This window comes from Streptomyces sp. NPDC056628 (assembly GCF_042792555.1).
GTDB lineage: Bacteria > Actinomycetota > Actinomycetes > Streptomycetales > Streptomycetaceae > Streptomyces.
Genome location: NZ_JBHTWG010000014.1, coordinates 39,245 through 58,865, shown reverse-complemented (window position 1 = coordinate 58,865; position 19,621 = coordinate 39,245). Strand labels below are relative to the sequence as shown.

The following is a 19,621-nucleotide window of genomic DNA, read 5'->3' as shown; positions in this document are numbered from 1 at the left end:
TCGTACGGCCGCCGGGCGGCGCTCAGCGGCCCAGCGCCGCCAGTTCCTTCGCGGCCTCCGTGAGGTCCTTCGCGGTGTCGATGGCCCTCCAGTACGCGCCCTGCGGGATCGGGAAGCCGTACAGGCGCCGTTCGCGGGCGAGATGCGGGAACGTGGTGCGCTCGTGGTCGCCGAGTTCGGGCAGCAGGCCGGCGAAGACGGGGGAGAAGACGTAGACGCCCGCGTTGATCTCGAAGGTCGACGGCGGGGCCTCGATGAAGTCCGTGATGTGCCCGAAGCCGTCCGTCTTCACGGCGCCCCAGGGGATACGCGGCCGCGCGAGGGCGAGGGTGGCGACGGCGTCACGCTCGGCGTGGAAGTCGGCCATGTCGCGCAGCGAGAAACGCGTCCAGATGTCGCCGTTGGTGGCGTACCAGGGCTGGTCGGGGTGCGGGAGATGGGCGGCGGCGTACTTCAGACCGCCGCCGCGGCCGAGGGGCTCGGTCTCGACGACGGTCGTGACGCGTACCGGCAGGTCGGCCGTCTTCAGCCACTCCTGGAGCACCTCGGCGAGATGCCCGCAGCTGATCACGACGTCCGTCACGCCTTCCTCGGCGAGCCAGACGAGCTGATGGCCGATGATCGGCGTCCCCGTGCCGGGGATCTCGACCATCGGCTTGGGCCGGTCGTCGGTGTACGGGCGCAGCCGGGAGCCCTGGCCACCGGCCAGGACGACGGCTTGAACGGGGCGGGACGCGGCGTTCGGATCAGTCATGACCGCACTGTACGCGGCGCCCCGCTCCGGGCATGCGCGGGAAACCGTTCCGCCATCGGACGTAACCGTCCGGAAGCGCGAGGGTGCCTCCGCGGAGGCACCCGGTCAGCTGTGGGCGGCCGCCACCCCCGACGCGAACGCGGTGTCGCAGACGGGCCGGGCGAAGGACTGCGCGCGGTTCGGGCCGTACGCGCGGACCGCGGCGCGGCCGAGGGCGCGGGCGATGGACGCGCAGTGCCGGCCCAGCGAGGGACGTTCGTCGACCGCCTGCTGGAGATGGGTCAGGGCGATCCCCGGGTCCTTCTCCTGCAGTTCGGTCAGCAGCCGGTCGCGCAGCACGTCCTGCGGAGCGCGCGGGGCGGCGTTCTTCGCACCGCCGACGCTCGTGACGTCGGTCGCCGTGAGCACCGAGTCCGAGGAGTTCCCCGACCAGTTGACCCGGGTGACCGCGAGTGTCCCGGAGAGCACCAGGACGACGGGCAGGACGAGGGCGAGAGTGCGGCCGAGCTGGCGGGCGGGGCCCCGGTGGCCGCGTCGTGTCTGTTGGGTGGTGGAGTGCTTCACGCGAGTGAGGGTAGCGGTCAGTGCGGATATGGCGACATTTAGTCACCGGTTCGAGGGACGGTCAGTCCCCTTTCGTGGGTTGCGTGTTGACGCACATCATTCGAAATGCCCGGTATGCCGGAGTATTTGTCGACATGGAAAAGGGCCCCGCAGGGATCTGCGGGGCCCTCCTCGTTCACCGCGGGTGCCTCACCCGGTGATCTCCGGCTCAGTCGGACAGGCGCTCGCCCGTCGACGTCGAGAAGACGTGGGTCTCACCGGACCGCGGGACGATGTGCAGCGTGCTGCCCTTCGCCGGGACGTCACGGCCGCTGACGCGGACCACGAGGTCCTTGGAGTCGTCGCCGCCGACCTTGGCGGTGCCGTAGACGTAGGCGTCGGCGCCGAGCTCCTCGACCACGTTCACCGTGACGGCGAGACCCTGGTCCGAGTCGGCGCCGGCCACGTCGAAGTGCTCGGGGCGGACACCGACGGTGACCGTCTTGTCGGTGGTCGCGGAGAGCGCGTCACGGTCGACCGGGACGACGGAGTTGCCGAACTTCACGCCGCCGTCGGCGATCGGGACCTCGACCAGGTTCATGGCCGGGGAGCCGATGAAGCCGGCGACGAAGAGGTTGGCCGGGCGGTCGTACATGTTGCGCGGGGCGTCGACCTGCTGGAGCAGGCCGTCCTTGAGGACCGCCACACGGTCGCCCATCGTCATGGCCTCGACCTGGTCGTGGGTGACGTAGACGGTGGTGATGCCGAGGCGGCGCTGCAGCGACGCGATCTGCGTACGGGTGGAGACGCGGAGCTTGGCGTCCAGGTTGGACAGCGGCTCGTCCATGAGGAAGACCTGCGGCTCACGCACGATGGCGCGGCCCATCGCCACGCGCTGGCGCTGACCGCCGGAGAGGGCCTTGGGCTTGCGGCCCAGGTACTCGGTGAGGTCGAGGATCTTCGCGGCGTCCTCGACCTTCTGGCGGATCTCCGCCTTCGGCACGCCGGCGATCTTGAGCGCGAAGCCCATGTTGTCGGCGACCGTCATGTGCGGGTACAGCGCGTAGTTCTGGAACACCATGGCGATGTCCCGGTCCTTGGGCGGCAGGTGCGTGACGTCGCGGTCACCGATACGGATGGCTCCGGCGTTGACGTCCTCGAGCCCCGCGAGCATCCGGAGCGAGGTGGACTTGCCGCAGCCCGACGGGCCGACCAGGACGAGGAACTCGCCGTCCGCGATCTCGATGTCGAGTGCGTCGACGGCGGGCTTGTCGGAACCCGGGTAGATCCGGGTCGCCTTGTCGAACGAAACAGTGGCCATGGTGAATGGGCCCCCTTCTACCGGCAGGAACGTGCCGGACGATCCGTTGTAGGAAGGTGGTTGGTGTAGTCCACTTGCGCGGACTGGCACTGGACGCTACCTGGCGTTCGCCTGGTCTGTCAGTACATGGAGCATGTGAACTTCGCGGGAATTCCCGACGGAGCCCGCTGCTGGGGTGGGTACACTGCACGGGCGCGTGCGAGACACCGCGCGCATGCCTCCTTAGCTCAGTTGGTCCAGAGCGGCTGTCTTGTAAACAGCAGGTCGTCGGTTCGAATCCGACAGGGGGCTCTTCGCGACTGCGGGGCGGCGACTCGAAAGAGGCCGCCCCGCACGTCTTTTCCCGTCCCCTTTCACACCTCCATGTCCCGCCGGGGACACGGGACATGTGCCGTCATGGAATAGGGTGGCTACTGCTAGTGTTCACGCAGTCACAGTGGGCAATCAGCCTCATGTACATGTAATGAAATCCGAGGGTTCCATGCGCAAGCTTCACCAGGTCATGATCGCCGCTGCCGCCGCCGGCGGGCTCACCGCCATCGGCGCCGGTACGAGCGTCGCCCACGACGCCACGCCGTCCGTGACCGACATGTACCGCCCGTACCAGGAGTGCAGCCCGCAGACCGTGGCCGCCACCGACGTCCCGGTCGCCGTCCTCGGCCTCTCCGAGACCTTCGACACCACCTGCGGTCAGTTCAACAACGCCTTCACCCGCTGACAGTCGGCGGCGTAGTCGTGCGCGACGCCTTCCCCGGGCCCCTTCGGAGTCACCCCCGAGGGGGCCCGTTCCTGCGCGGCCCCCGGGAAGGCGTGTCCGGGCCCACCCCCATGAAGGAGACGCAACACATGTTCAACGGCAAGAAGATCCTGGCTGTCTCGGGGCTGCTCGGCGGCCTCGCCCTGGCCGGCCTCGGCGCCGGGCAGGCCCACGCCGCGAACCCCGCCTGCGCCGTGGACGCGCAGGGCAACATCATCTGCACCCAGACGGTCACCGGGCAGACGCCCGAGGGCGAGGACTTCGTCCTGCGGCGCAGCGTGAACTGCCAGCCGTCGCAGCCCCTCACCCTGCCCGCCCCCGGTGTCCTGTCCAACGGGAAGACCCGGATCGGCCCCCAGATCACGTGCGCCGACATGAACGAGCCGGCGCCCGCGGCCCCCGCCGACAGCGGCGAGCAGAGCGAGGTGAGCCCGCTCATCGCCCGCCTCCTGGGCTGAGCGGGCGACCGCGGTACGGAAGAAGCAGCGGACGGCCGGAATCAGGGAGACCTGATCCGGCCGTCGCTTTCTTGTGCGCCTGGCCCGGTAATTCGGCAATTGGGTGACCCTTCCTTCCGAGCCGTGACCAGGACCCGGGGTGACGTCGTTTTCCCTTGAAGGAAAACGGCGCCGACACACCTATCGCCACAGCGAAAGATCCCAAATTGCTACGGATTGACTGTATATGCTCACATTAAGTAGTCAACCAGGGCTTCGTGCCCGGGAAGAAAGGGTCAATCCATGCGCAGGTTTCAGCGCGTCGCGGTGGTAGCCGCAGCTCTTGCGGGGCTGTCCGCCTTCGGTATCGGTGCCGGTACCGCTTTCGCCGACGAGGGTGAGTGGGAGGGGCAGTTCGTCACCGCGGTGGCCAACTCCTCGGCCAACGCCGTCGCCACGGCGGGTGCCCCGCAGGACGAGAAGGCCGTCGCCCCGGGGGCCGCTCCTGTGGCCGCCGAGCCGCAGGTCGCGCCGGAGGCCGCTCCCGTCGCCGCTCCCGAGGCTGCCCCGGTCGCCGCTCCCGAGGCTGCCCCGGTCGCCGCTCCCGAGGCTGCTCCCGAGGCCGCTCCCGAGGCTGCTCCCGAGGCCGCTCCCGAGGCCGCTCCCGAGGCTGCTCCGGTCGTCGCCCCCGAGGCCGCTCAGCAGGCCGCCCCGGAGGCCGCTCCCGTGGCTGCCGCCCCGGAGTACGGCTACGGCGAGTACGCCGCCAAGTAAGCATCTCCCCGCGGGAACCGGTGCACGAGATTCAGGGCCTCGCACCGGATTCCCCCGGTACGCCGCACGCGGTGTGCCGGTGAAACCCTCAGCGACTCGCAGCCCGGCCGCGCGGCAGACCCTTCGGGGTGCGCGGCCGGGCTGCGGCGGTGCCGTCGCCGGGCGCGTACGAGTTCGCGCCGGGCGACGGGTTTTTCGAAACTCGACCATCTCCAGGACAAGAGGAACGCAGCACATGACCGGTCGACAGAAGATCGCAACCGTCTCGGGGCTCATCGGAGCGCTCGCCGTCCTGTACGGCGGTGCCGCACCCGCGTTCGCGGACGACTCCAAGGGGGTCTGCACCATCACGTCGCAGGGCGACATCGTCTGCGTCAAGAAGACCGAGGTCGTCCGCAAGGACAAGCGCAACGGCTACGTGGTCCAGCAGAAGCAGGACTGCTCGACGACCGAGCGGCCGCGTTTCGTCGGGGTCGACGGCAGGGCGGTGGACGAGGGCGCCACGGACTCGGGTCCCGTCATCGAGTGCAACAACCGGGCGGAGCTGCCGAAGGGGTTCAAGCTCCCCAAGTTCGACTTCTGACGCCTGCCCCCCCGCACACGAAGAAGCCGGACCCGGATCACTCCGGGTCCGGCTTCTTCGTGCCCCGGTGCGGGGCCGCCCGGCCGAACGACGGGTGCCCCCGGCCGGCGGCCGGGGGCACCTCGGGAGAGAACTCCCTTACGTCACTTGCCGAAGGCGCTGTTGTTGCAGCCCATGGAGGAGCCGAGGCTCGTCTCCTGCGCGCCGGGGTTGCCCTCGCCGTTCAGCAGGTTGCCGCCCAGGCCGTTGGCGATGCCGACCTGGCCCAGGACGTCGACGTTGGCGTCGTGCGAACGGCAGTTGCTGCTCTGCAGAACGCTGACGCTGCTGCCCGTCTTCTGGCCCCAGCCGCCTTGGTCGGCCTGGGCGGTTCCGGCGCCCAGGAGCCCGACGGTGCCGAGCGCGGCGACCACGACGGCGGCCTTGTGGAGCTTGTGCATGTTCATCTCCGGTGGAGTGGAGGGGGTTGCGGCCCGTCATGGACCGCGTTCGTACAGTTACGGAGACTAATAAGAAGTATTTCAAAGCAATGGGCGGCGCGCCGAATTCGGGAAACTCTCACCGCGTTGGCCGATGGCATGTGAATTCGCGCGTGCGCCCATGAATTGGCGGCAAAAAGCAGTCCCGGCGCCGGACTCGCGGTCCGACGCCGGGACATGGCCCTGACTCGGGCCGGCGGTGCGGCCCGGGGTGGCTCAGAAGGCGCTGTTGTTGCAGCCCATCGTCGAGCCGAGGTGGGTCTCCTGCGCGCCCGGGTCGCCCTCGCCGTTGAGCGCGCTGCCCAGCAGGCCGTTGAGGATGCCGACCTCGCCGAGGATGTCCAGGTTCAGGTCGTGCGACTTGCAGTTGGAGCTCTGCAGGACGCTGTACTTGTCGCCGCCGCTCTTGCCGTGACCCTCGTCGCCGTGCGCGGTGGCCGTGCCGGCGCCCAGGAACCCGACGGTGCCGAGGGCGGCGACCACGACGGCGGCCTTGCGAAGCTTGTGCATGTTCATCTCCGGTGGAGTGAGGTGGGATGCGATCCGTGAGAGATCGACTTCTTACAGTCACCGGAGATTAATAGGGACAATCCGATATGTCCGAAACGGCACGCCGAGTTGGGCGATGTCGCTCCGGAAGCACCCGGAAAGTCGCATCGCGCAAGACGGTGCCCCGGCGCCCGGTTCACGCCGGATGCCGGGGCACCGTCCGAACCGCCGTGCCGTTCGAACTCGTTGGCGGCGGCGTTGCCGTGGGTCAGCGTGAGGCGTGGGCGTGGGCGAGGGAGTTGGCCTGGCTGTTGGCCTGGTCGCAGTCGATGCCCCGGGTCTCGGCGGCGGCGAGCACCGCGACCGGGACGGCCGCGTTGAGCAGGCTCTGCGGGCTGCACTCCTGGTACGGGCGGAAGAGGTTGGCCTGCTGGACCGGACCGGACGGCGCGGCGGCGGGCTGCGGGTTGACCTGGGGGCTGATCTTCGGGCTCAGCTGGGGGCTGACCTGCGGGCTGACCTCCGCGCCGCGCTGCGGGGCCGCGGCCGGGGCGGCCGCCTGGCGCTGGGCGGCCGGCAGGTTGGAGGACTGCACGCTGGCCTGGGAGTTGGTCCACGAACCGGCCTGGGCGTCCTGCTGCGGCGCGGCGGGGGCGCCGCCGCCGTAACCGGCGGGCGTCCCCCCGGCGAGGCTGGGGCCCGCGCCGATCGCCGACAGACCACTGGCTGCTGCTACGACGAGCGCGACCTGGTGAAGCTTGCGCATGGAACTCGGCCCTTCATTGACCTGTGCATGGACGTACGGAAATGCGACTGCGACGGACCACGTCGCTCCGACCCTGTGCGGGGAACGACACGGCGGCTTGTGCGGTCACGTTCCGGAATGCGCGGTCACCCGTTTGCCGCTGAGTCCTTTGATATGACCGGTGGCATTTGAGTGACGGAATTCGGAGTGCCGTGACCTGGTCGCTCTCATAGTCGTTCCCCAGCAGGAAGGCGTGAAGTCCACATGACAGCTCAGGCATTACCCCTGTAAGGGCGCAGTACGAATATCAGACTGAGCGCACGCGACATCCCACTGAATTAATACGGATTTCCCTGCACAGGTAATGAAGGGCCGAGGGTTTCCATGCGCAAGCTTCACAAGGCCGCGCTCGTCGTAGCGGCTGCAGGCGGTCTCACCGCCATCGGTGCCGGCGTGAGCGAGGCCGCCGACTATCCCGTCGGGTACAGCGGTGCCGCCCCGGCTCCCGCTCCCGGATACCCGGCGCCGCAGTACGCGGCCCCGGCACCGGCTCCCGCTCCGCAGTACCAGGCGCCGCCGCAGTACGCGGCTCCCGCTCCCGCTCCCGCCCCGCAGTACCAGGCGCCGCCGCAGTACGCGGCCCCGGCTCCCGCTCCGCAGTACCAGGCGCCGCCGCAGTACGTCCCGGCTCCCGCTCCGCAGTACCAGGCGCCGCCGCAGAGCGCGCCGGTGGCCGCGGCGGCGACGTCCCGTTCGGAGGGCACGGCGGCCGTCAGCCGTCCGCAGCCGGCGCCGCAGTACGCGGCCCCGGCCCCCGCACCGGCACCGGCTCCCGCTCCGGTGGCCGCCCCGCAGGAGCCCACCGGCTACGCCAGCGCCACCGCCACCTCGGGCGGCTTCGCGCAGGCCGCGACCCCCGCTGCCGCTCCGCAGCTCGCCGCTCCGCAGCAGGCGGCGCCGCAGGTCGTGCCGCAGGTGACGCCGCAGGCCGCTCCGCAGGTCATGCCGCAGGTCGCCCCGCACGTCTCCGCTCCGCAGGTCTTCAGCCCGGAGCCGGCGCCGCATGTCGCGCCGCAGGTGAACCCGCAGGTCAACCCTGAGGTGAACCCGCTGATCAACCCGCTGATCTCGCCGGCCAGCGCGCCGCAGGTGCCCGGTCTCGGCCTGGGCCAGGTCGCCGCGCCTCCGGTGGGCCAGCTGGGTCTGCCCCGCCTCGGCTGATCACCGCACCGATCCGCCGCACACCCCCTCAATCGCAAGACCAACGGAGAGAACATGCGCAAGCTCCACAAGGTGGCCCTCGTGGGCGCCGTCCTCGGCAGCGTCGGCTCGTTCGGCGCCGGCACCGCCCTGGCCCACGGTGAGGGCAGGGCCCACGACGTGGACATCACGCAGGGCATCGAGTGCCGCTCGCACGACATGAACATCGACGTCCTGGGCAACCTCGGCGCCCTGAACGGCGCGCTGGCCAACGCCCTCAACGGCGAGGGCTCCCCGGGCGCCCAGCCCAGCCACCTCGGCTCCGACATGGGCTGCAACAGCGCCGCCCTCAAGTAGTCGCGGTAAGCGCCCGGTTCACGCCCGCTCCGTCACGGGGCGGGCGTTGGACTGCCGCCGCCGGCAACGCTGTGTGAACGTGTGTGACTCTACGTGTATGGTTGGTCGCGTCGGCTCACGAGGCCCGACGGAACGGACGGCGAGGAGTGGTCCCTTGGGCAAGTCGACCTTGCTGAAGATCCCTCGCACGCGACTGTCCTACGCCGACGAGATGCTGCTGATCAACGGCTGCCCCGGAGTCATCGGCCTGGCCGCCGTCTTCTCCGGTGAGCCGCCCGCACCGGACCGGGTGCGGGCCCGCGTCGCCGAGCGGTGGTCCGGCCTGGAGCGGATGCACCAGGTGCTGGACCGCCCCGCGGGCGGAGCGGGCGGCGCGCGCTGGACCGTACCGGGGCCCTTCGACCCCGGCGCCCATGTCGCCGTCGCACCGGCCGGGTTGGACGGCCTGTGGTCCACGAGCGTGGACCGGCCGCTGCCCGGCGGCCTCCCGCCCTGGCGGCTGTACGTCGTCCCCGGCGCGGCGTACGGCGGTGACTTCGCGCTCGCTCTGGTCGCTCAGCACACCCTGCTCGACGGGCGGTCCCTCGCGACGCTGATGCGGGCCCTGGTGGACGAGCCCGCCGCGGCGCGCGGTGCGGCCCGGCCCGCGCCGGTCCGGCCCGGGCTGCGTGCGGCGGGCCGGGAACTCAGGACCATGACGGCCGTCGGACAGTCCGTCCCGTTGCGGCCGCCGGGTGAGGCCCGCTCATCGGTCGCGGTGCGTGAACTGGCCGCGCAGACCGTGCGGTCGGCCCGCCGCCAGCCCGCCGACGGCCGGGGCGCCACACTCAGCGAACTGCTGGTGGCCGCCGTCGCCGGGGCGCTGCGCGCACGCTACGGCCCCGTCCGGGACTGGCGCGCTCGGGACGAACCCGTGTACACGGCGGTGCCCTGCGATCTGCGCACCCGGACGAACACCACGGAACTCGGCAACACCGTCACGGTCGTCCGGGTGCCGTTGCCCGTCGACGTGGACGGCCCCGTGGCCCGGCTGCGAGCCTGCCAGGCCGCGCTGGCCACGGTCCCCGACCGGGCGGCCGTCCACGCCGGCGTGCTCTTCCCCGCTGCAGAAGCGGTTCGCCGCACGGGGCCCTGGGTGACCCGGCTGCTGACCGGCCGGGGCCGGCACACCTGTTTCGCCGCGACCGCCACCACGGCCCTGAAGTGGCCCGGCGCGGCCGGCACGTTCGAAGGGCGCCGCCTCGTGCGCACGGTGGGGCTCCCGCCCCTGCAGCGACCGGGCACCGCCAGCTTCGCCGTGGCCCAGGTGGGGGACGCGTTCACGCTCACCGTCGTGTCCCACCTGCGCCCGGACGACGCCGGACGGCTCGCCGACGCGGTCGTCGCGGAGTTCGGGACCTGGGCGCGGACGACGACGCCGTCAGTGCCCTGACGGCACCACGAGAGGGAGGCAGTTGGATGGAAGCGGAACACGGCCACGTATGGGAAGCGCTGCGCCCGCTGTGCGCGCGGGTGATGTCCGTGCCGGCGGAGGCGGTGGTGCCGCACGCCCGGCTGGTCGCCGACCTGGGCGCCGACAGCCTGGACATCACCGAACTCGAGGTGGCGTCCGAGGAGATGTTCGGGGTGTCCCTGCGGGGCACCGACAAGACCGGGGTGTCCACCGTGGGTGACGTCGCCGATCTGATCGTGCGGCTGCGTGCCGGGGTCCCCGGCCTCCACAGCCCCGTGGGCCGATGACCGGCCGCCCCGCCGTCGCCGTCACCGGCCTCGGGGTCCGCTGCGCGGCCGGCTCGAGTCCGGACGAGCTGTGGGACAGCCTGCTGCACGGCCGTTCGGCGGTCTCGCTGCACTCCTTCGACGCCGACGGCACCGTCGTGCATCCGGCGTCGGCGATGCGCGGCTTCGACGCGGCCGGGTACCTCGCTCCCAAGGAGGTGCGGCGCACCGACCGGTCGGTGCAATTGGCGGTGTGCGCGGCCCTGGACGCCGTGACCGACGCCGGAGGGCTGCACGTGCCGCCCGCGCGGCGCGCGGTGGTCACCGGCACCGGCTACGGCGGGGTGATCAGCCAGGAGAACGGCATCGGGCAGCCCGACGTGCTCTACGCGCCCCGGCTGATGAACAACGCGGGCGCGTACTGGATCACCGCCAAGCTCGACGTCACCGGGCCCAGCCTGACGGTGTCCACCGCCTGCTCCTCCGGTACGCACGCCGTGGGCGAGGCGCTGCAGATGATCCGGTCGGGATGCGCGGACGTCGTGGTCGCCGGGGGACACGACAGCCCTCTGACGCCGACGACCGCGCTGGCCTTCGGGCGGGCCGGCGCGATGGTCACCTCCTGTGCCGAACCGGCGTCCGCGTCACGGCCGTTCGACGCCGCACGGCAGGGCTTCGTGCTCGCCGAGGGCGCCGCCTTCCTGGTGCTGGAGCGGCTCGACCTGGCCCGGGCGCGCGGTGCGCGCGTGTACGCGACGCTCACCGGGTACGGACGCACCTCCGACGCCTACCACCTTACGGCGCCCCAGCCGGACGGGACGGGCGCGCGCGCCTGCATGGAGCAGGCGCTGGCCGACGCGGGGACCACCGCCGACGCCGTCACCCATGTCAACGCGCACGGCACGGGAACCGAGTTGAACGACCTGGCGGAGGCGCGGGCCATCAGCGGCCTGTTCGGGCCGCGGCGGGTGCCGGTGACCGCTCCGAAGGCGGTGACCGGGCACGGACTGGGGCTGGCGGGGGCGCTGGAGGCCGTGGTCACGGCGCTGTCCGTGCGCGAGGGGATCGCTCCGCCCACAGCCCATCTGACCAGGCTGGACCCGCGCTGCGAGCTGGACGTGGTCGTCGGTGAACCGCGCAAGATCCCGGACGGCCCGGTGATCAGCAACAGCTTCGCCTTCGGGGGCCACAACGCCTGTGTCGTCCTCGACTCGCCTGCTCCCTGAGCACCGGCGGCGGGCATGACAGGGGGAATCGCGGAAGGGAGGTGGCGGGGCATGAGGCTGACGGCCATCGAGGAAGGGCACCTGCGCAACGGGATGCCCGGGACCATCGGGATCGTGGGGCTGTTCCCCGCGGACGATCCGCCGTTCGACCTGGCGTGGCTGCGGGCCCGGGTCCGGGAGCGATGGGGCGGCCTGGAGCGGATGAGCCTCGCCCTGCGGCCGCCCGCCGGCCCGGCCGCGTTCTCCGGGCACCGCTGGGCGGCCCGGCCGTTCGACCCCGCCGCGCACATCGCCACGGACGACCGGGACCTGCGCACGCTGCTGACCGACGCGGTGAGCCGGCCGCTGCCCGAGGACCGGCCGCTGTGGCGGCTGCTGGTGACGGAGCGGGCCACCGAACGCGGTGAGCGCGCCGTCGTCCTGCTCGCGCACCACGCCCTGCTCGACGGGCGGTCGCTGGAGACGCTGTTCCGGCTGCTGATGGACGACGCCGCGCCGCCCCGCCCGCCCGCCGCGCCGGGTGCCGAGCCCCGCCGGCGGCCCGTCCGCCCCGCCACCGTGGGCCGGGAACTGCGGGTCATCGGCGCCCGGGGCCGCGCCCTGCCCGCCTCCCCGGCGGGGGAGTACGCGCCGTCGGTGGCCGTGGTACGGCTCGACGCGCCCGTGATGCGCGCGGCCCGCCGCCAGCCCGAGGCCGGCCGGGGCGCCACCCTCAACGAACTGCTGCTCAGCAGCTTCGCCGGCGCCCTGCGCGCCCGTTACGGCCCGTTGCGCGCCTGGCCCGCGGGACCGGTCCCGTTCTTCGGCACCGTCCCCGTCGACCTGCGGGGCCGGCACGACGCCCAGCGGCTCGGCAACGGCGTCACCGCGCTGCGCATCCCGCTGCCCGTGGACCTCGACTCGCCGGTGGCGCGGCTGCGCGTCTGCCAGGAGGAGGTCGCGGCGTTCGACCACCGCTGCGACGCGCACCGGGCGATCCTGCCGCCGCTGCTCGCCACCGCGCGGGCCATGCCGTGGCTGGCCGAGGTGATGGCCCGGCGCCTGGCCCGCCCCGAGCTGACGACCAGCCTGTGCACGGCGTTCAAGTGGAGGGACAACCCGAGCCGGCTGCACGGGCGCACCCTGGCCCGGGTCGTGCCCCTGCCGCAGCTCGCGACGCCGGGCACCGCGAACCTGTGCCTGGTGCACTGCGCGGACACCTACACCCTCACCGTCGTCAGCCATCTGCGGGACGGGGACGCCGGGCTGATCGGCGGCGCCGTGGCCCGGGAACTCGCGGCGGTCGCGGCGTGCGAGGCACCGGCCGCACGTGCGGCGCGGGAAGTGCGGGCGCGGTGAGTCAGGACGGCCCGGCGCCGCCCAGCGCGGCCAGCGCGTCGTCCGTCAGCCGGTACCCCGTCCACCCGTCCTGCGGGCGGGCGCCCAGGGACTCGTAGAAGGCGATCGACGGGGCGTTCCAGTCGAGGACCGACCACTCCAGGCGCTGGTAGCCGCGCTCCACGCACAGCCGGGCCAGCTCGGTGAGCAGCGCCTTGCCGTGGCCGGCGCCCCGGGCGGCGGGGCGGACGTAGAGATCCTCCAGGTGGATGCCGTGCACCCCGCGCCAGGTGGAGAAGTTCAGGAACCACAGCGCGCAGCCGACGGTCTCGCCGGTGCCGTCGTCGGCCGCGATGTGCGCGTACACGGCGGGCCGGTCGCCGAAGAGGGCCTCGTGCAACTGCTCCGGTGTCGCCCTGGCCTCGTGCGGCGCCTTCTCGTACGCGGCGAGCTCCCGGATCAGGGTGTGCAGGGCGGGGACGTCGGCGGGGGTGGCGGGGCGAATCATGGTCGGAGGCTAACCGGCCGCCGCGCGCAGCCGCCCGGCGATCTCGAACTGGCGCTCGTCGAGCGGGCGGCCGTCCTCGATGTCCCACAGGCAGTTCTGCAGCAGGCGGCCGTATGTCCAGGCCCGCGCGCGGGCCCGGTCCAGGCCGAGGATGTCGGTCATGGCGTCGAAACGCCAGACGACGTCGTCGGCGTCGAAGCGGTTGTCCAGGGCGGGCCACAGCTCGAAGCCGGGGTCGCCGGCGAGGGGCTTGGGGTCGATCGCCAGCCAGGGGGCGCGTGCGGAGGCGAGGACGTTCTCCTCGTGCAGGTCCCAGTGGAGCAGGCGGTCGCCGGGCTCGTCGGCGACCTCCCGTACGGCGGCGGCGCAGTCGGTGAGCAGGCGGCGGGCGTGCGGGTCCGTGAGCTGCTCCAGGGCACGCGGGGCGCGCTCCAGCATGCCTCGCGCGATGTCGCCGAGGCGGCGCAGCCCCGGGGGAGCGGTGAACGACGTCAGATGGGCCAGCAGACCGGCGATGGCCGGCACGGACCGGTGGACGTCCAGGGCCGCGAGGGAGCGGGTGGCGTCGAGGCGTTCGAGGAGCATCGTGCCGGTGGCCGCGTCGTGGTCGAGGAGGCGGACCGCGCCGTCGCCGTCCCAGTGGCGCAGGGCGACCGGTTCGCCCGCCGTCTCGTCGTCGAGGAGTTGCAGCTTCAGCGCGGCGGGGGTGCCGTCCCGCCGGGTCACCGGGACGACCAGCGCGGCGACCCCGTGCATCGGCCGTCCGTCGGCCGTGAGCTCCCAGCGGTCGAGGAACGCGGCCGTGAGCCGGGGGAGAGCGGCGACGAAGGCGCGGCCCGCCTCCCCGTTGTACTCCTGCTGCGACGCGGCGAGCCCGGCGGGGACCTCGATCATTTTGAGGACCCTACCGGGCTCCCGGAATCGGCTCCCGCGAATTACCGTCCTCGCATGAGCAGATCGGACAGTGGTGCGGTGAACGGCGGCATCTCCTTCTGGTACGCCGACGACGGCCTGCCCGCGGTGCGTGAGCCGCTGGCCGGGGACGCCTCGGCGGACGTGGTGATCGTGGGCGGCGGCTACACGGGGCTGTGGACCGCGTACTACCTGAAGAAGGCGGTCCCCTTCCTGCGGATCACCGTCCTGGAGCAGCGCTTCTGCGGGTACGGCGCGTCCGGGCGCAACGGCGGCTGGCTGTACAACGGCGTCGCGGGCCGCGACCGGTACGCGAAGCTGCACGGGCACGAGGCGGCCGTACGGCTCCAGCGGGCCATGAACGACACCGTCGACGAGGTCGTCCGGGTCGCCGGGGAGGAGGGCTTCGACGCGGGCATCCACAAGGGCGGCGTCCTGGAGGTCGCCCGCACGCCCGCGCAGTGGGCGCGGCTGAAGGCGTTCCACGAGCACGAGCTGTCGTACGGCGAGAAGGACCGGGAGCTGTACGGGGCCCGGGAGACGGCCGAGCGGATCCGGGTGGCCGACGCGGTCGGTTCGACGTGGACGCCGCACGGCGCCCGCGTGCACCCCGTGAAACTGGTCAAGGCGCTCGCGGCGGCCGTCGAGGCGCTGGGCGTGACCGTCCACGAGCTGACGCCGGTCACGGAGATCCGGCCGAAGCACGCCGTCACCCCGTACGGCACCGTGCGCGCGCCCTATGTGCTGCGCTGCACCGAGGGGTTCACGGCGAGCCTGAAGGGCCAGCGGCGCACCTGGCTGCCGATGAACTCCTCGATGATCGCCACCGAGCCGCTGACCGACGAGCAGTGGGCGTCGGTGGGCTGGGAGGGGCGCGAGACGCTCGGGGACATGGCGCACGCCTACATGTACGCGCAGCGCACGGCCGACGGGCGGATCGCGCTGGGCGGGCGGGGCGTGCCGTACCGCTTCGGGTCGCGGACGGACAACGACGGGCGCACCCGGCCGGAGACCGTCGAGGCGCTGCGGGACGTGCTGGTCGGGTTCTTCCCGTCGCTGGCCGGGGTGCGTGTCGCGCACGCCTGGTCGGGGGTGCTGGGCGTGCCGCGCGACTGGTGCGCGACGGTGACGCTGGACCGGTCGACCGGGCTCGGCTGGGCGGGCGGGTACGTCGGCTCGGGCGTGGCCACGGCGAACCTGGCGGCCCGCACCCTGCGCGACCTCGTCCGGCAGGACTCGGGCCAGGGCGGCAGGACGGACCTCACCGAACTGCCCTGGGCCGGGCACAAGGTGCGCAAGTGGGAGCCGGAGCCGCTGCGCTGGCTGGGCGTCCACGGCCTGTACGCCGCCTACCGCGCGGCGGACCGCCGGGAGCGCGGCACGAGCGGCGCCGAGTCGTCCCGGCTGGCACGGGTGGCGGACCGGGTGGCGGGGCGGCACTGATCCCCTGGCGGTTCCCGGGCGGGGCAGGGGGGCCTCGGTGGCCCCCGGGAGGACTCAGGCCCCGGCCGGCCGCGGGGCGCCCCGGCCCGGGGGTTCGGCTGTGACCATGACCGCGGCGACGACGCCGGCCAGGAGCATGATGGCGGCGGCCCACCAGATGGCGACGGTGTAGCCGTGCACGATGCCCTGCTGGATGACCAGTTGGCGGCGGGCGGGGTCCGTGAGGTGGGCGGTGATGTAGGCGGTCGAGCTGGTGGTGGCGATGGTGTTCAGCAGGGCCGTGCCGATCGAACCGCCCACCTGCTGTGAGGTGTTGACCGTCGCCGACGTCACCCCGGAGTCCTGCGGTGCCACGCCCGCCGTCGCCGTGGCGAACACCGGCATGAAGACCAGGCCCATGCCGAGCCCCATGAGGATCAGGGCGGGCAGGACGTGGGCCGCGTACGAGGAGTCGACGGTGAGCTGCGTCAGCAGCACCATGCCGATCGCGGCGAGCAGGGCGCCCGGGGCCATCAGCAGGCGGGGCGCCACATGGTCCAGGAGACGGGCGGCGATCTGGGTGGAGCCGACGATGATGGCGGCCGTCAGGGGCAGGAAGGCGAGCCCGGTCGTCACCGGCGAGTAGCCGAGGATGACCTGGAGGTAGTACGTCATGAACAGGAACAGGCCGAACAGCCCGATCACCGCAAGGACCATGGTGAGGAAGCAGCCGGCCCGGTTGCGGTCCCTGACGATGTGCAGCGGCAGCAGCGGGACCGGGGCGCGGGTCTGCCAGGCGACGAACGCCACGAGCAGGACGACGCCCGCCGCGAACAGGGTCAGCACGAGCGGGTCGGTCCAGCCGCGCGGCTCGGCCTCGGCGAAGCCGTAGACGATCGCGACGAGCCCGCCGCAGCCCAGCACCACGCCGGGCACGTCGAGCCGGGCGTCCTGGTGGACGGGGCTGTCGTGGAGCAGCGCGAAGGCGCCGATCACGGCGATCACGGCGATCGGCACGTTGACGTACAGGCACCAGCGCCAGTCCAGGTACTCGGTGAGCACACCGCCGACGATGAACCCGATGGCGCTGCCGCTGCCGGCCAGGGCGCCGTAGATGCCGAACGCCTTCCCGCGCTCCCTGGGGTCGGTGAAGGTCGTGGTCAGCAAGGACAGGGCGGACGGGGCCAGCACGGCGGCGAAGACGCCCTGGAGGGCGCGGGCGCCGAACAGCATCCCGGAGGAGGTGGCGGCGCCGCCCAGCGCGGACGCGGCGGCGAAGCCGATCAGGCCGATGACGAAGGTGCGTTTGCGGCCCGCGAGGTCGGCTATGCGCCCGCCGAGCAGCAGGAGCCCCCCGAACGCCAGCGTGTAGGCCGTGATGACCCACTGCCGGTTGCCGTCGGAGATGCCGAGGTCCTCCTGGGCGGAGGGGAGCGCGATGTTCACGATGGTCGCGTCGAGGACCACCATGAGCTGCGCGAGCGCGATGGTCACCAGACCCCACCAGCGACGGGGGTCCGCTTCGCGGGCTGTTTCACCCGTTCGGGTGACTGTCATCTGGCCAGAAGACCATGGTTCGGTAGGTGCCGCATCCGGGGCGGACGGCCTTCGCGGCCGGGGAGCGGTCACGGCTCCAGCACCACCTTTCCGGTGGTCGCCCGGGTCTCCAGGGCGCGGTGGGCGGCCGCCGCCTCGGCCAGCGGGAAGCGCCGCACGGCCGGGACGAGACGGCCCGCGGCGGCCTCGGTGAGGGCGCGCAGCTCCAGGGTCCGCATCGGGTCGGGGCCGCCGGCCCGGCGCATCATCACCGGGCCCAGGACCTGCTCGGACACGCCTTCGACAAGGTGGGGGCCGCCGCCGCGCAGGCCCTCGCCGGACCAGCCGAACACCAGGTGGCGGCCGCCCGGCCCGAGCAGGGCCACGCTCGCGCGGGCCACCTCGCCGCCGACGCCGTCGAGGACGACGGTGGCGGGCCGTCCGCCGAGGAAGGCGCGCACCTTCTCCGGCCAGCCGGTGTCCGTGTAGTCGACGGCGAGGTCGGCGCCGTTGTCCCGGACCCGCGCGGTCTTCTCCGGTCCGCCGGCCAGACCGACGACGACCGCCCCGGCGTTCTTCGCGTACTGCACGAGGAGGGTGCCGACGCCGCCGGCCGCGGCCGGGATCACGGCCACCGCGTCCGGCCCGAACTCGGCGAACTGGACGATCCCCAGCGCCGTACGGCCCGTCCCGATCATGGCGACGGCCTGCGCGAAGTCCAGGTTCCCGGGGATCTCGTGGAGCCGTTCGACGTCCGTGACGGCGAGTTCGGCGTAGCCGCCCGGCGCGAAGCCGAGGTGGGCGACGACCCGCTTGCCGAGCCAGAGCGCGGCGACGCCCTCGCCGAGCGACTCCACCACGCCGGCGACCTCACGGCCGGGGATGGTGGGCAGCCGCGTGGGCTGAGGCGACGGGCCCTGGAAGCCCTCCCGCAGGGCCGTGTCGAGGAGGTGGACGCCGGCGGCCCGGACGGCGATCCGGACCTGGCCGGGAGCCGGGCGCGGGTCGTCCACCTCCTCGTAGGAGAGGTGCTCGGCCGGGCCGAAGGTGTGCAGGCGGATGGCGTGCATCGCGGTCCCCCATCGCTGTAGGTGCGGGTCGGTCGGGCGTCCCGTCCGGGCGGGCGGGACGCTGCGACGATGCTGTGACCTCAAGCTTGCTTGAGGTCAAGCGCGTGCCGTCCGAGCGCCAGGGACACCGCCGTGCGCGCGCTGGTGAAGGACACCCCGGGGATCGCCGCGGGTGACGGGCGTTGTCAGTGGCGGGGTGCAGCATGGTGCGCATGGCGAGACGAGCGAGGGGCGCGGGAGCGGCGGGCGGTCCGGGCCGCGGGGGTGTGCCGGGCGCGCGGCGGCCGGAGCTGCGGCTGCCGCCGCTGGAGCCGTACGGGGGCGGCGGGCTGGAGCCGGACGGCGACTACGACGGGCTGGAGTTCCCGGAGGCGGACCTCTCCGAACAGGACGGCGGGGGCGCCCGGTTCATGGACTGCGCGCTGCGCGGCTGTGTGCTGGACGGGACGCGGCTGCGGTACGCCCGGATCCTCGACTCGGTGCTCTCCGCGCCGCGCGGGGTCGGCACGGACCTCGCCGAGGCGACGCTGCGGGACGTCGAGGTGCTGGACGCCCGGCTGGGCGGGGCGCAGGCGCACGGGGCCGTGCTGGAGCGGGTGGTGGTCAGGGGCGGAAAGATCGACTACCTGAATCTGCGCAAGGCGAAGCTCAGGGACGTCGTCTTCGAGGGCTGCGTCCTGGTCGAGCCGGACTTCGGCGGTGCCCGCCTGGAGCGGGTGGAGTTCGTGGACTGCGCGCTGCGCGGGGCCGACCTCACCGGGGCGACCCTGACCGACGTGGATCTGCGCGGGGCGGGCGAGCTGGACATCGCGTGCGGCCTGGACCGGCTGTCCGGGGCCGTGATCAGCACGGGTCAGCTGCTCGACCTGGCGCCGGCGCTGGCCGCGCAGCTGGGCATCCGCGTGGAGGGGTGACGGGCGCGCGGCCCGCGTCTCACGGCAGCCGGGGGAAGCGGGCCTGGAGCGTCCAGATCGCCGGGTTCTCGCCCAGGCCCTCGTGCAGGTCGATCAGGTCGGCGAGCAGGTCGTGCAGGAAGTCCCGGGCCTCGCGGCGCAGGTCGGCGTACGAGAAGGTCAGCGGAGGCTCCTCCGCCGGCATCCAGTCCGCCTCGACGTCCACCCAGCCGAACCGCCGCTCGAAGAGCATCCGGTCCGTGGACTCGGTGAAGTCCAGCTCGGCGTGGAGCGGGCGGGAGGCGCGGGAGCCGGCCGGGTCCCGGCCCAGCCGCTCGACGATGTCGCACAGCGCCCACGCGAAGTCGAGCACCGGCACCCATCCCCAGGCTGTGGACAGCTCCCGGTCCGTCTCGGTGTCGGCGAGGTAGACGTCACCGCAGAACAGGTCGTGGCGCAGGGCGCGGACGTCCGCGCGGCGGTAGTCCGTCTGCGGCGGGTCGGGGAAGCGGTTGGAGAGGGCGTAGCCGATGTCGAGCACGCTGGGCATGGTGTCACGGCTCCCGCTCGTAGGATCAC

General features: G+C 72.9%; 23 protein-coding genes and 1 tRNA gene. 13 read left to right on the top strand and 11 right to left on the bottom strand.

Translation table 11 applies throughout. The features are described 5' to 3' along the window. Positions 1–22: 22 nt before the first annotated feature. The 3 genes from ACFRAC_RS19085 to ACFRAC_RS19075 form a co-directional block, all read right to left on the bottom strand. Positions 23–754 carry an NDP-sugar synthase gene (locus ACFRAC_RS19085; RefSeq protein ID WP_382925073.1) on the bottom strand — a complete coding sequence of 244 codons (732 nt, stop codon included), beginning with the start codon at positions 752–754 and terminating at the stop codon, positions 23–25. Positions 755–859: 105 nt separating this feature from the next. After that, positions 860–1,318, bottom strand: coding sequence for a hypothetical protein (locus ACFRAC_RS19080; RefSeq protein WP_382925071.1), 459 nt, complete (start codon positions 1,316–1,318; stop codon positions 860–862). 208 nt (positions 1,319–1,526) lie between these two features. Continuing rightward, the gene (locus ACFRAC_RS19075; RefSeq protein ID WP_382925069.1) at positions 1,527–2,618 is read right to left on the bottom strand and encodes an ABC transporter ATP-binding protein; all 1,092 of its coding nucleotides are present in this window, start codon (positions 2,616–2,618) and stop codon (positions 1,527–1,529) included. A gap of 216 nt (positions 2,619–2,834) precedes the next feature. On the opposite strand from ACFRAC_RS19075, the gene ACFRAC_RS19070 reads away from it, so the two are divergent. From ACFRAC_RS19070 to ACFRAC_RS19050, 5 genes are all read left to right on the top strand, one after another. Continuing rightward, positions 2,835–2,909 (top strand) — tRNA-Thr (locus ACFRAC_RS19070). A 190-nt stretch (positions 2,910–3,099) separates the two neighbouring features. Then, positions 3,100–3,336: a hypothetical protein gene (locus ACFRAC_RS19065; RefSeq protein ID WP_382925067.1), complete on the top strand. Its 237-nt coding sequence runs from the start codon at positions 3,100–3,102 to the stop codon at positions 3,334–3,336. Positions 3,337–3,464: 128 nt separating this feature from the next. Continuing rightward, entirely contained in the window at positions 3,465–3,833 is a 369-nt protein-coding gene (locus ACFRAC_RS19060) for a hypothetical protein (RefSeq protein WP_382925066.1), read from the top strand. 282 nt (positions 3,834–4,115) lie between these two features. Continuing rightward, a complete protein-coding gene (locus ACFRAC_RS19055) occupies positions 4,116–4,586 on the top strand; it encodes a hypothetical protein (RefSeq protein WP_382925064.1) in 471 nt (156 codons plus the stop codon). Positions 4,587–4,821: 235 nt separating this feature from the next. Beyond that, positions 4,822–5,169 carry a hypothetical protein gene (locus tag ACFRAC_RS19050; RefSeq protein WP_361350226.1) on the top strand — a complete coding sequence of 116 codons (348 nt, stop codon included), beginning with the start codon at positions 4,822–4,824 and terminating at the stop codon, positions 5,167–5,169. Positions 5,170–5,312: 143 nt separating this feature from the next. On the opposite strand, the gene ACFRAC_RS19045 is transcribed toward ACFRAC_RS19050, so the two are convergent. The 3 genes from ACFRAC_RS19045 to ACFRAC_RS19035 all read right to left on the bottom strand — a co-directional run bounded on the left by ACFRAC_RS19045 (position 5,313) and on the right by ACFRAC_RS19035 (position 6,903). Further along, the gene (locus ACFRAC_RS19045) at positions 5,313–5,609 is read right to left on the bottom strand and encodes a hypothetical protein (RefSeq protein ID WP_382925063.1); all 297 of its coding nucleotides are present in this window, start codon (positions 5,607–5,609) and stop codon (positions 5,313–5,315) included. A gap of 255 nt (positions 5,610–5,864) precedes the next feature. Next, positions 5,865–6,158, bottom strand: a complete 294-nt coding sequence (locus ACFRAC_RS19040) for a hypothetical protein (RefSeq protein ID WP_361350230.1) — start codon at positions 6,156–6,158, stop codon at positions 5,865–5,867. A 247-nt stretch (positions 6,159–6,405) separates the two neighbouring features. Further along, a complete protein-coding gene (locus tag ACFRAC_RS19035; RefSeq protein ID WP_361350232.1) occupies positions 6,406–6,903 on the bottom strand; it encodes a hypothetical protein in 498 nt (165 codons plus the stop codon). A gap of 363 nt (positions 6,904–7,266) precedes the next feature. Between ACFRAC_RS19035 and ACFRAC_RS19030 the strand changes: the two genes are divergently transcribed. From ACFRAC_RS19030 to ACFRAC_RS19005, 6 genes are all read left to right on the top strand, one after another. Continuing rightward, positions 7,267–8,103, top strand: a complete 837-nt coding sequence (locus ACFRAC_RS19030; RefSeq protein ID WP_382925061.1) for a hypothetical protein — start codon at positions 7,267–7,269, stop codon at positions 8,101–8,103. A gap of 54 nt (positions 8,104–8,157) precedes the next feature. After that, positions 8,158–8,439: a hypothetical protein gene (locus ACFRAC_RS19025; protein WP_062669066.1), complete on the top strand. Its 282-nt coding sequence runs from the start codon at positions 8,158–8,160 to the stop codon at positions 8,437–8,439. A 154-nt stretch (positions 8,440–8,593) separates the two neighbouring features. Next, entirely contained in the window at positions 8,594–9,871 is a 1,278-nt protein-coding gene (locus ACFRAC_RS19020) for a wax ester/triacylglycerol synthase domain-containing protein (protein ID WP_382925059.1), read from the top strand. A gap of 26 nt (positions 9,872–9,897) precedes the next feature. Further along, the gene (locus ACFRAC_RS19015; protein WP_382925058.1) at positions 9,898–10,179 is read left to right on the top strand and encodes an acyl carrier protein; all 282 of its coding nucleotides are present in this window, start codon (positions 9,898–9,900) and stop codon (positions 10,177–10,179) included. Beyond that, complete coding sequence (locus ACFRAC_RS19010; RefSeq protein WP_382925056.1) at positions 10,176–11,384, top strand: beta-ketoacyl-[acyl-carrier-protein] synthase family protein; 1,209 nt, start codon at positions 10,176–10,178, stop codon at positions 11,382–11,384. Before ACFRAC_RS19015 ends, ACFRAC_RS19010 begins: the two co-directional genes overlap by 4 nt. Positions 11,385–11,435: 51 nt before the next feature. Next, complete coding sequence (locus ACFRAC_RS19005; RefSeq protein WP_382925055.1) at positions 11,436–12,722, top strand: wax ester/triacylglycerol synthase domain-containing protein; 1,287 nt, start codon at positions 11,436–11,438, stop codon at positions 12,720–12,722. A gap of 1 nt (position 12,723) precedes the next feature. On the opposite strand, the gene ACFRAC_RS19000 is transcribed toward ACFRAC_RS19005, so the two are convergent. Together ACFRAC_RS19000 and ACFRAC_RS18995 are read right to left on the bottom strand one after the other, a co-directional pair. Then, entirely contained in the window at positions 12,724–13,209 is a 486-nt protein-coding gene (locus ACFRAC_RS19000; protein ID WP_382925053.1) for a GNAT family N-acetyltransferase, read from the bottom strand. Positions 13,210–13,218: 9 nt separating this feature from the next. Further along, on the bottom strand, positions 13,219–14,103 hold the full coding sequence (locus ACFRAC_RS18995; protein WP_382925051.1) for an aminoglycoside phosphotransferase family protein: 885 nt from the start codon (positions 14,101–14,103) through the stop codon (positions 13,219–13,221). Positions 14,104–14,157: 54 nt separating this feature from the next. Between ACFRAC_RS18995 and ACFRAC_RS18990 the strand changes: the two genes are divergently transcribed. After that, positions 14,158–15,564: an NAD(P)/FAD-dependent oxidoreductase gene (locus tag ACFRAC_RS18990; RefSeq protein WP_382925049.1), complete on the top strand. Its 1,407-nt coding sequence runs from the start codon at positions 14,158–14,160 to the stop codon at positions 15,562–15,564. A 54-nt stretch (positions 15,565–15,618) separates the two neighbouring features. Here ACFRAC_RS18990 and ACFRAC_RS18985 read toward each other — a convergent pair whose 3' ends face one another. Both ACFRAC_RS18985 and ACFRAC_RS18980 read right to left on the bottom strand, forming a co-directional pair. Then, positions 15,619–17,100: an MFS transporter gene (locus tag ACFRAC_RS18985; protein WP_382925047.1), complete on the bottom strand. Its 1,482-nt coding sequence runs from the start codon at positions 17,098–17,100 to the stop codon at positions 15,619–15,621. Between the two features lie 68 nt (positions 17,101–17,168). Beyond that, positions 17,169–18,149 carry a zinc-binding dehydrogenase gene (locus ACFRAC_RS18980; RefSeq protein WP_382925045.1) on the bottom strand — a complete coding sequence of 327 codons (981 nt, stop codon included), beginning with the start codon at positions 18,147–18,149 and terminating at the stop codon, positions 17,169–17,171. A 212-nt stretch (positions 18,150–18,361) separates the two neighbouring features. Between ACFRAC_RS18980 and ACFRAC_RS18975 the strand changes: the two genes are divergently transcribed. Then, a complete protein-coding gene (locus ACFRAC_RS18975) occupies positions 18,362–19,063 on the top strand; it encodes a pentapeptide repeat-containing protein (protein ID WP_382925043.1) in 702 nt (233 codons plus the stop codon). 19 nt (positions 19,064–19,082) lie between these two features. Here ACFRAC_RS18975 and ACFRAC_RS18970 read toward each other — a convergent pair whose 3' ends face one another. Then, the gene (locus tag ACFRAC_RS18970; protein ID WP_382925225.1) at positions 19,083–19,583 is read right to left on the bottom strand and encodes a hypothetical protein; all 501 of its coding nucleotides are present in this window, start codon (positions 19,581–19,583) and stop codon (positions 19,083–19,085) included. Between the last annotated feature and the right edge of the window lie 38 nt (positions 19,584–19,621).

Excerpts from the sequence above, each read along its gene's own strand:
- ACFRAC_RS19085 (WP_382925073.1), bottom strand. The coding sequence starts at position 754 with ATGACTGATCCGAACGCCGCGTCCCGCCCCGTTCAAGCCGTCGTCCTG.
- ACFRAC_RS19075 (WP_382925069.1), bottom strand. The coding sequence starts at position 2,618 with ATGGCCACTGTTTCGTTCGACAAGGCGACCCGGATCTACCCGGGTTCC.
- ACFRAC_RS19065 (WP_382925067.1), top strand. The coding sequence starts at position 3,100 with ATGCGCAAGCTTCACCAGGTCATGATCGCCGCTGCCGCCGCCGGCGGG.
- ACFRAC_RS19060 (WP_382925066.1), top strand. The coding sequence starts at position 3,465 with ATGTTCAACGGCAAGAAGATCCTGGCTGTCTCGGGGCTGCTCGGCGGC.
- ACFRAC_RS19055 (WP_382925064.1), top strand. The coding sequence starts at position 4,116 with ATGCGCAGGTTTCAGCGCGTCGCGGTGGTAGCCGCAGCTCTTGCGGGG.
- ACFRAC_RS19050 (WP_361350226.1), top strand. The coding sequence starts at position 4,822 with ATGACCGGTCGACAGAAGATCGCAACCGTCTCGGGGCTCATCGGAGCG.
- ACFRAC_RS19045 (WP_382925063.1), bottom strand. The coding sequence starts at position 5,609 with ATGCACAAGCTCCACAAGGCCGCCGTCGTGGTCGCCGCGCTCGGCACC.
- ACFRAC_RS19040 (WP_361350230.1), bottom strand. The coding sequence starts at position 6,158 with ATGCACAAGCTTCGCAAGGCCGCCGTCGTGGTCGCCGCCCTCGGCACC.
- ACFRAC_RS19035 (WP_361350232.1), bottom strand. The coding sequence starts at position 6,903 with ATGCGCAAGCTTCACCAGGTCGCGCTCGTCGTAGCAGCAGCCAGTGGT.
- ACFRAC_RS19030 (WP_382925061.1), top strand. The coding sequence starts at position 7,267 with ATGCGCAAGCTTCACAAGGCCGCGCTCGTCGTAGCGGCTGCAGGCGGT.
- ACFRAC_RS19025 (WP_062669066.1), top strand. The coding sequence starts at position 8,158 with ATGCGCAAGCTCCACAAGGTGGCCCTCGTGGGCGCCGTCCTCGGCAGC.
- ACFRAC_RS19015 (WP_382925058.1), top strand. The coding sequence starts at position 9,898 with ATGGAAGCGGAACACGGCCACGTATGGGAAGCGCTGCGCCCGCTGTGC.
- ACFRAC_RS19010 (WP_382925056.1), top strand. The coding sequence starts at position 10,176 with ATGACCGGCCGCCCCGCCGTCGCCGTCACCGGCCTCGGGGTCCGCTGC.
- ACFRAC_RS19005 (WP_382925055.1), top strand. The coding sequence starts at position 11,436 with ATGAGGCTGACGGCCATCGAGGAAGGGCACCTGCGCAACGGGATGCCC.
- ACFRAC_RS19000 (WP_382925053.1), bottom strand. The coding sequence starts at position 13,209 with ATGATTCGCCCCGCCACCCCCGCCGACGTCCCCGCCCTGCACACCCTG.
- ACFRAC_RS18995 (WP_382925051.1), bottom strand. The coding sequence starts at position 14,103 with ATGATCGAGGTCCCCGCCGGGCTCGCCGCGTCGCAGCAGGAGTACAAC.
- ACFRAC_RS18990 (WP_382925049.1), top strand. The coding sequence starts at position 14,158 with ATGAGCAGATCGGACAGTGGTGCGGTGAACGGCGGCATCTCCTTCTGG.
- ACFRAC_RS18985 (WP_382925047.1), bottom strand. The coding sequence starts at position 17,100 with ATGACAGTCACCCGAACGGGTGAAACAGCCCGCGAAGCGGACCCCCGT.
- ACFRAC_RS18980 (WP_382925045.1), bottom strand. The coding sequence starts at position 18,149 with ATGCACGCCATCCGCCTGCACACCTTCGGCCCGGCCGAGCACCTCTCC.
- ACFRAC_RS18975 (WP_382925043.1), top strand. The coding sequence starts at position 18,362 with ATGGCGAGACGAGCGAGGGGCGCGGGAGCGGCGGGCGGTCCGGGCCGC.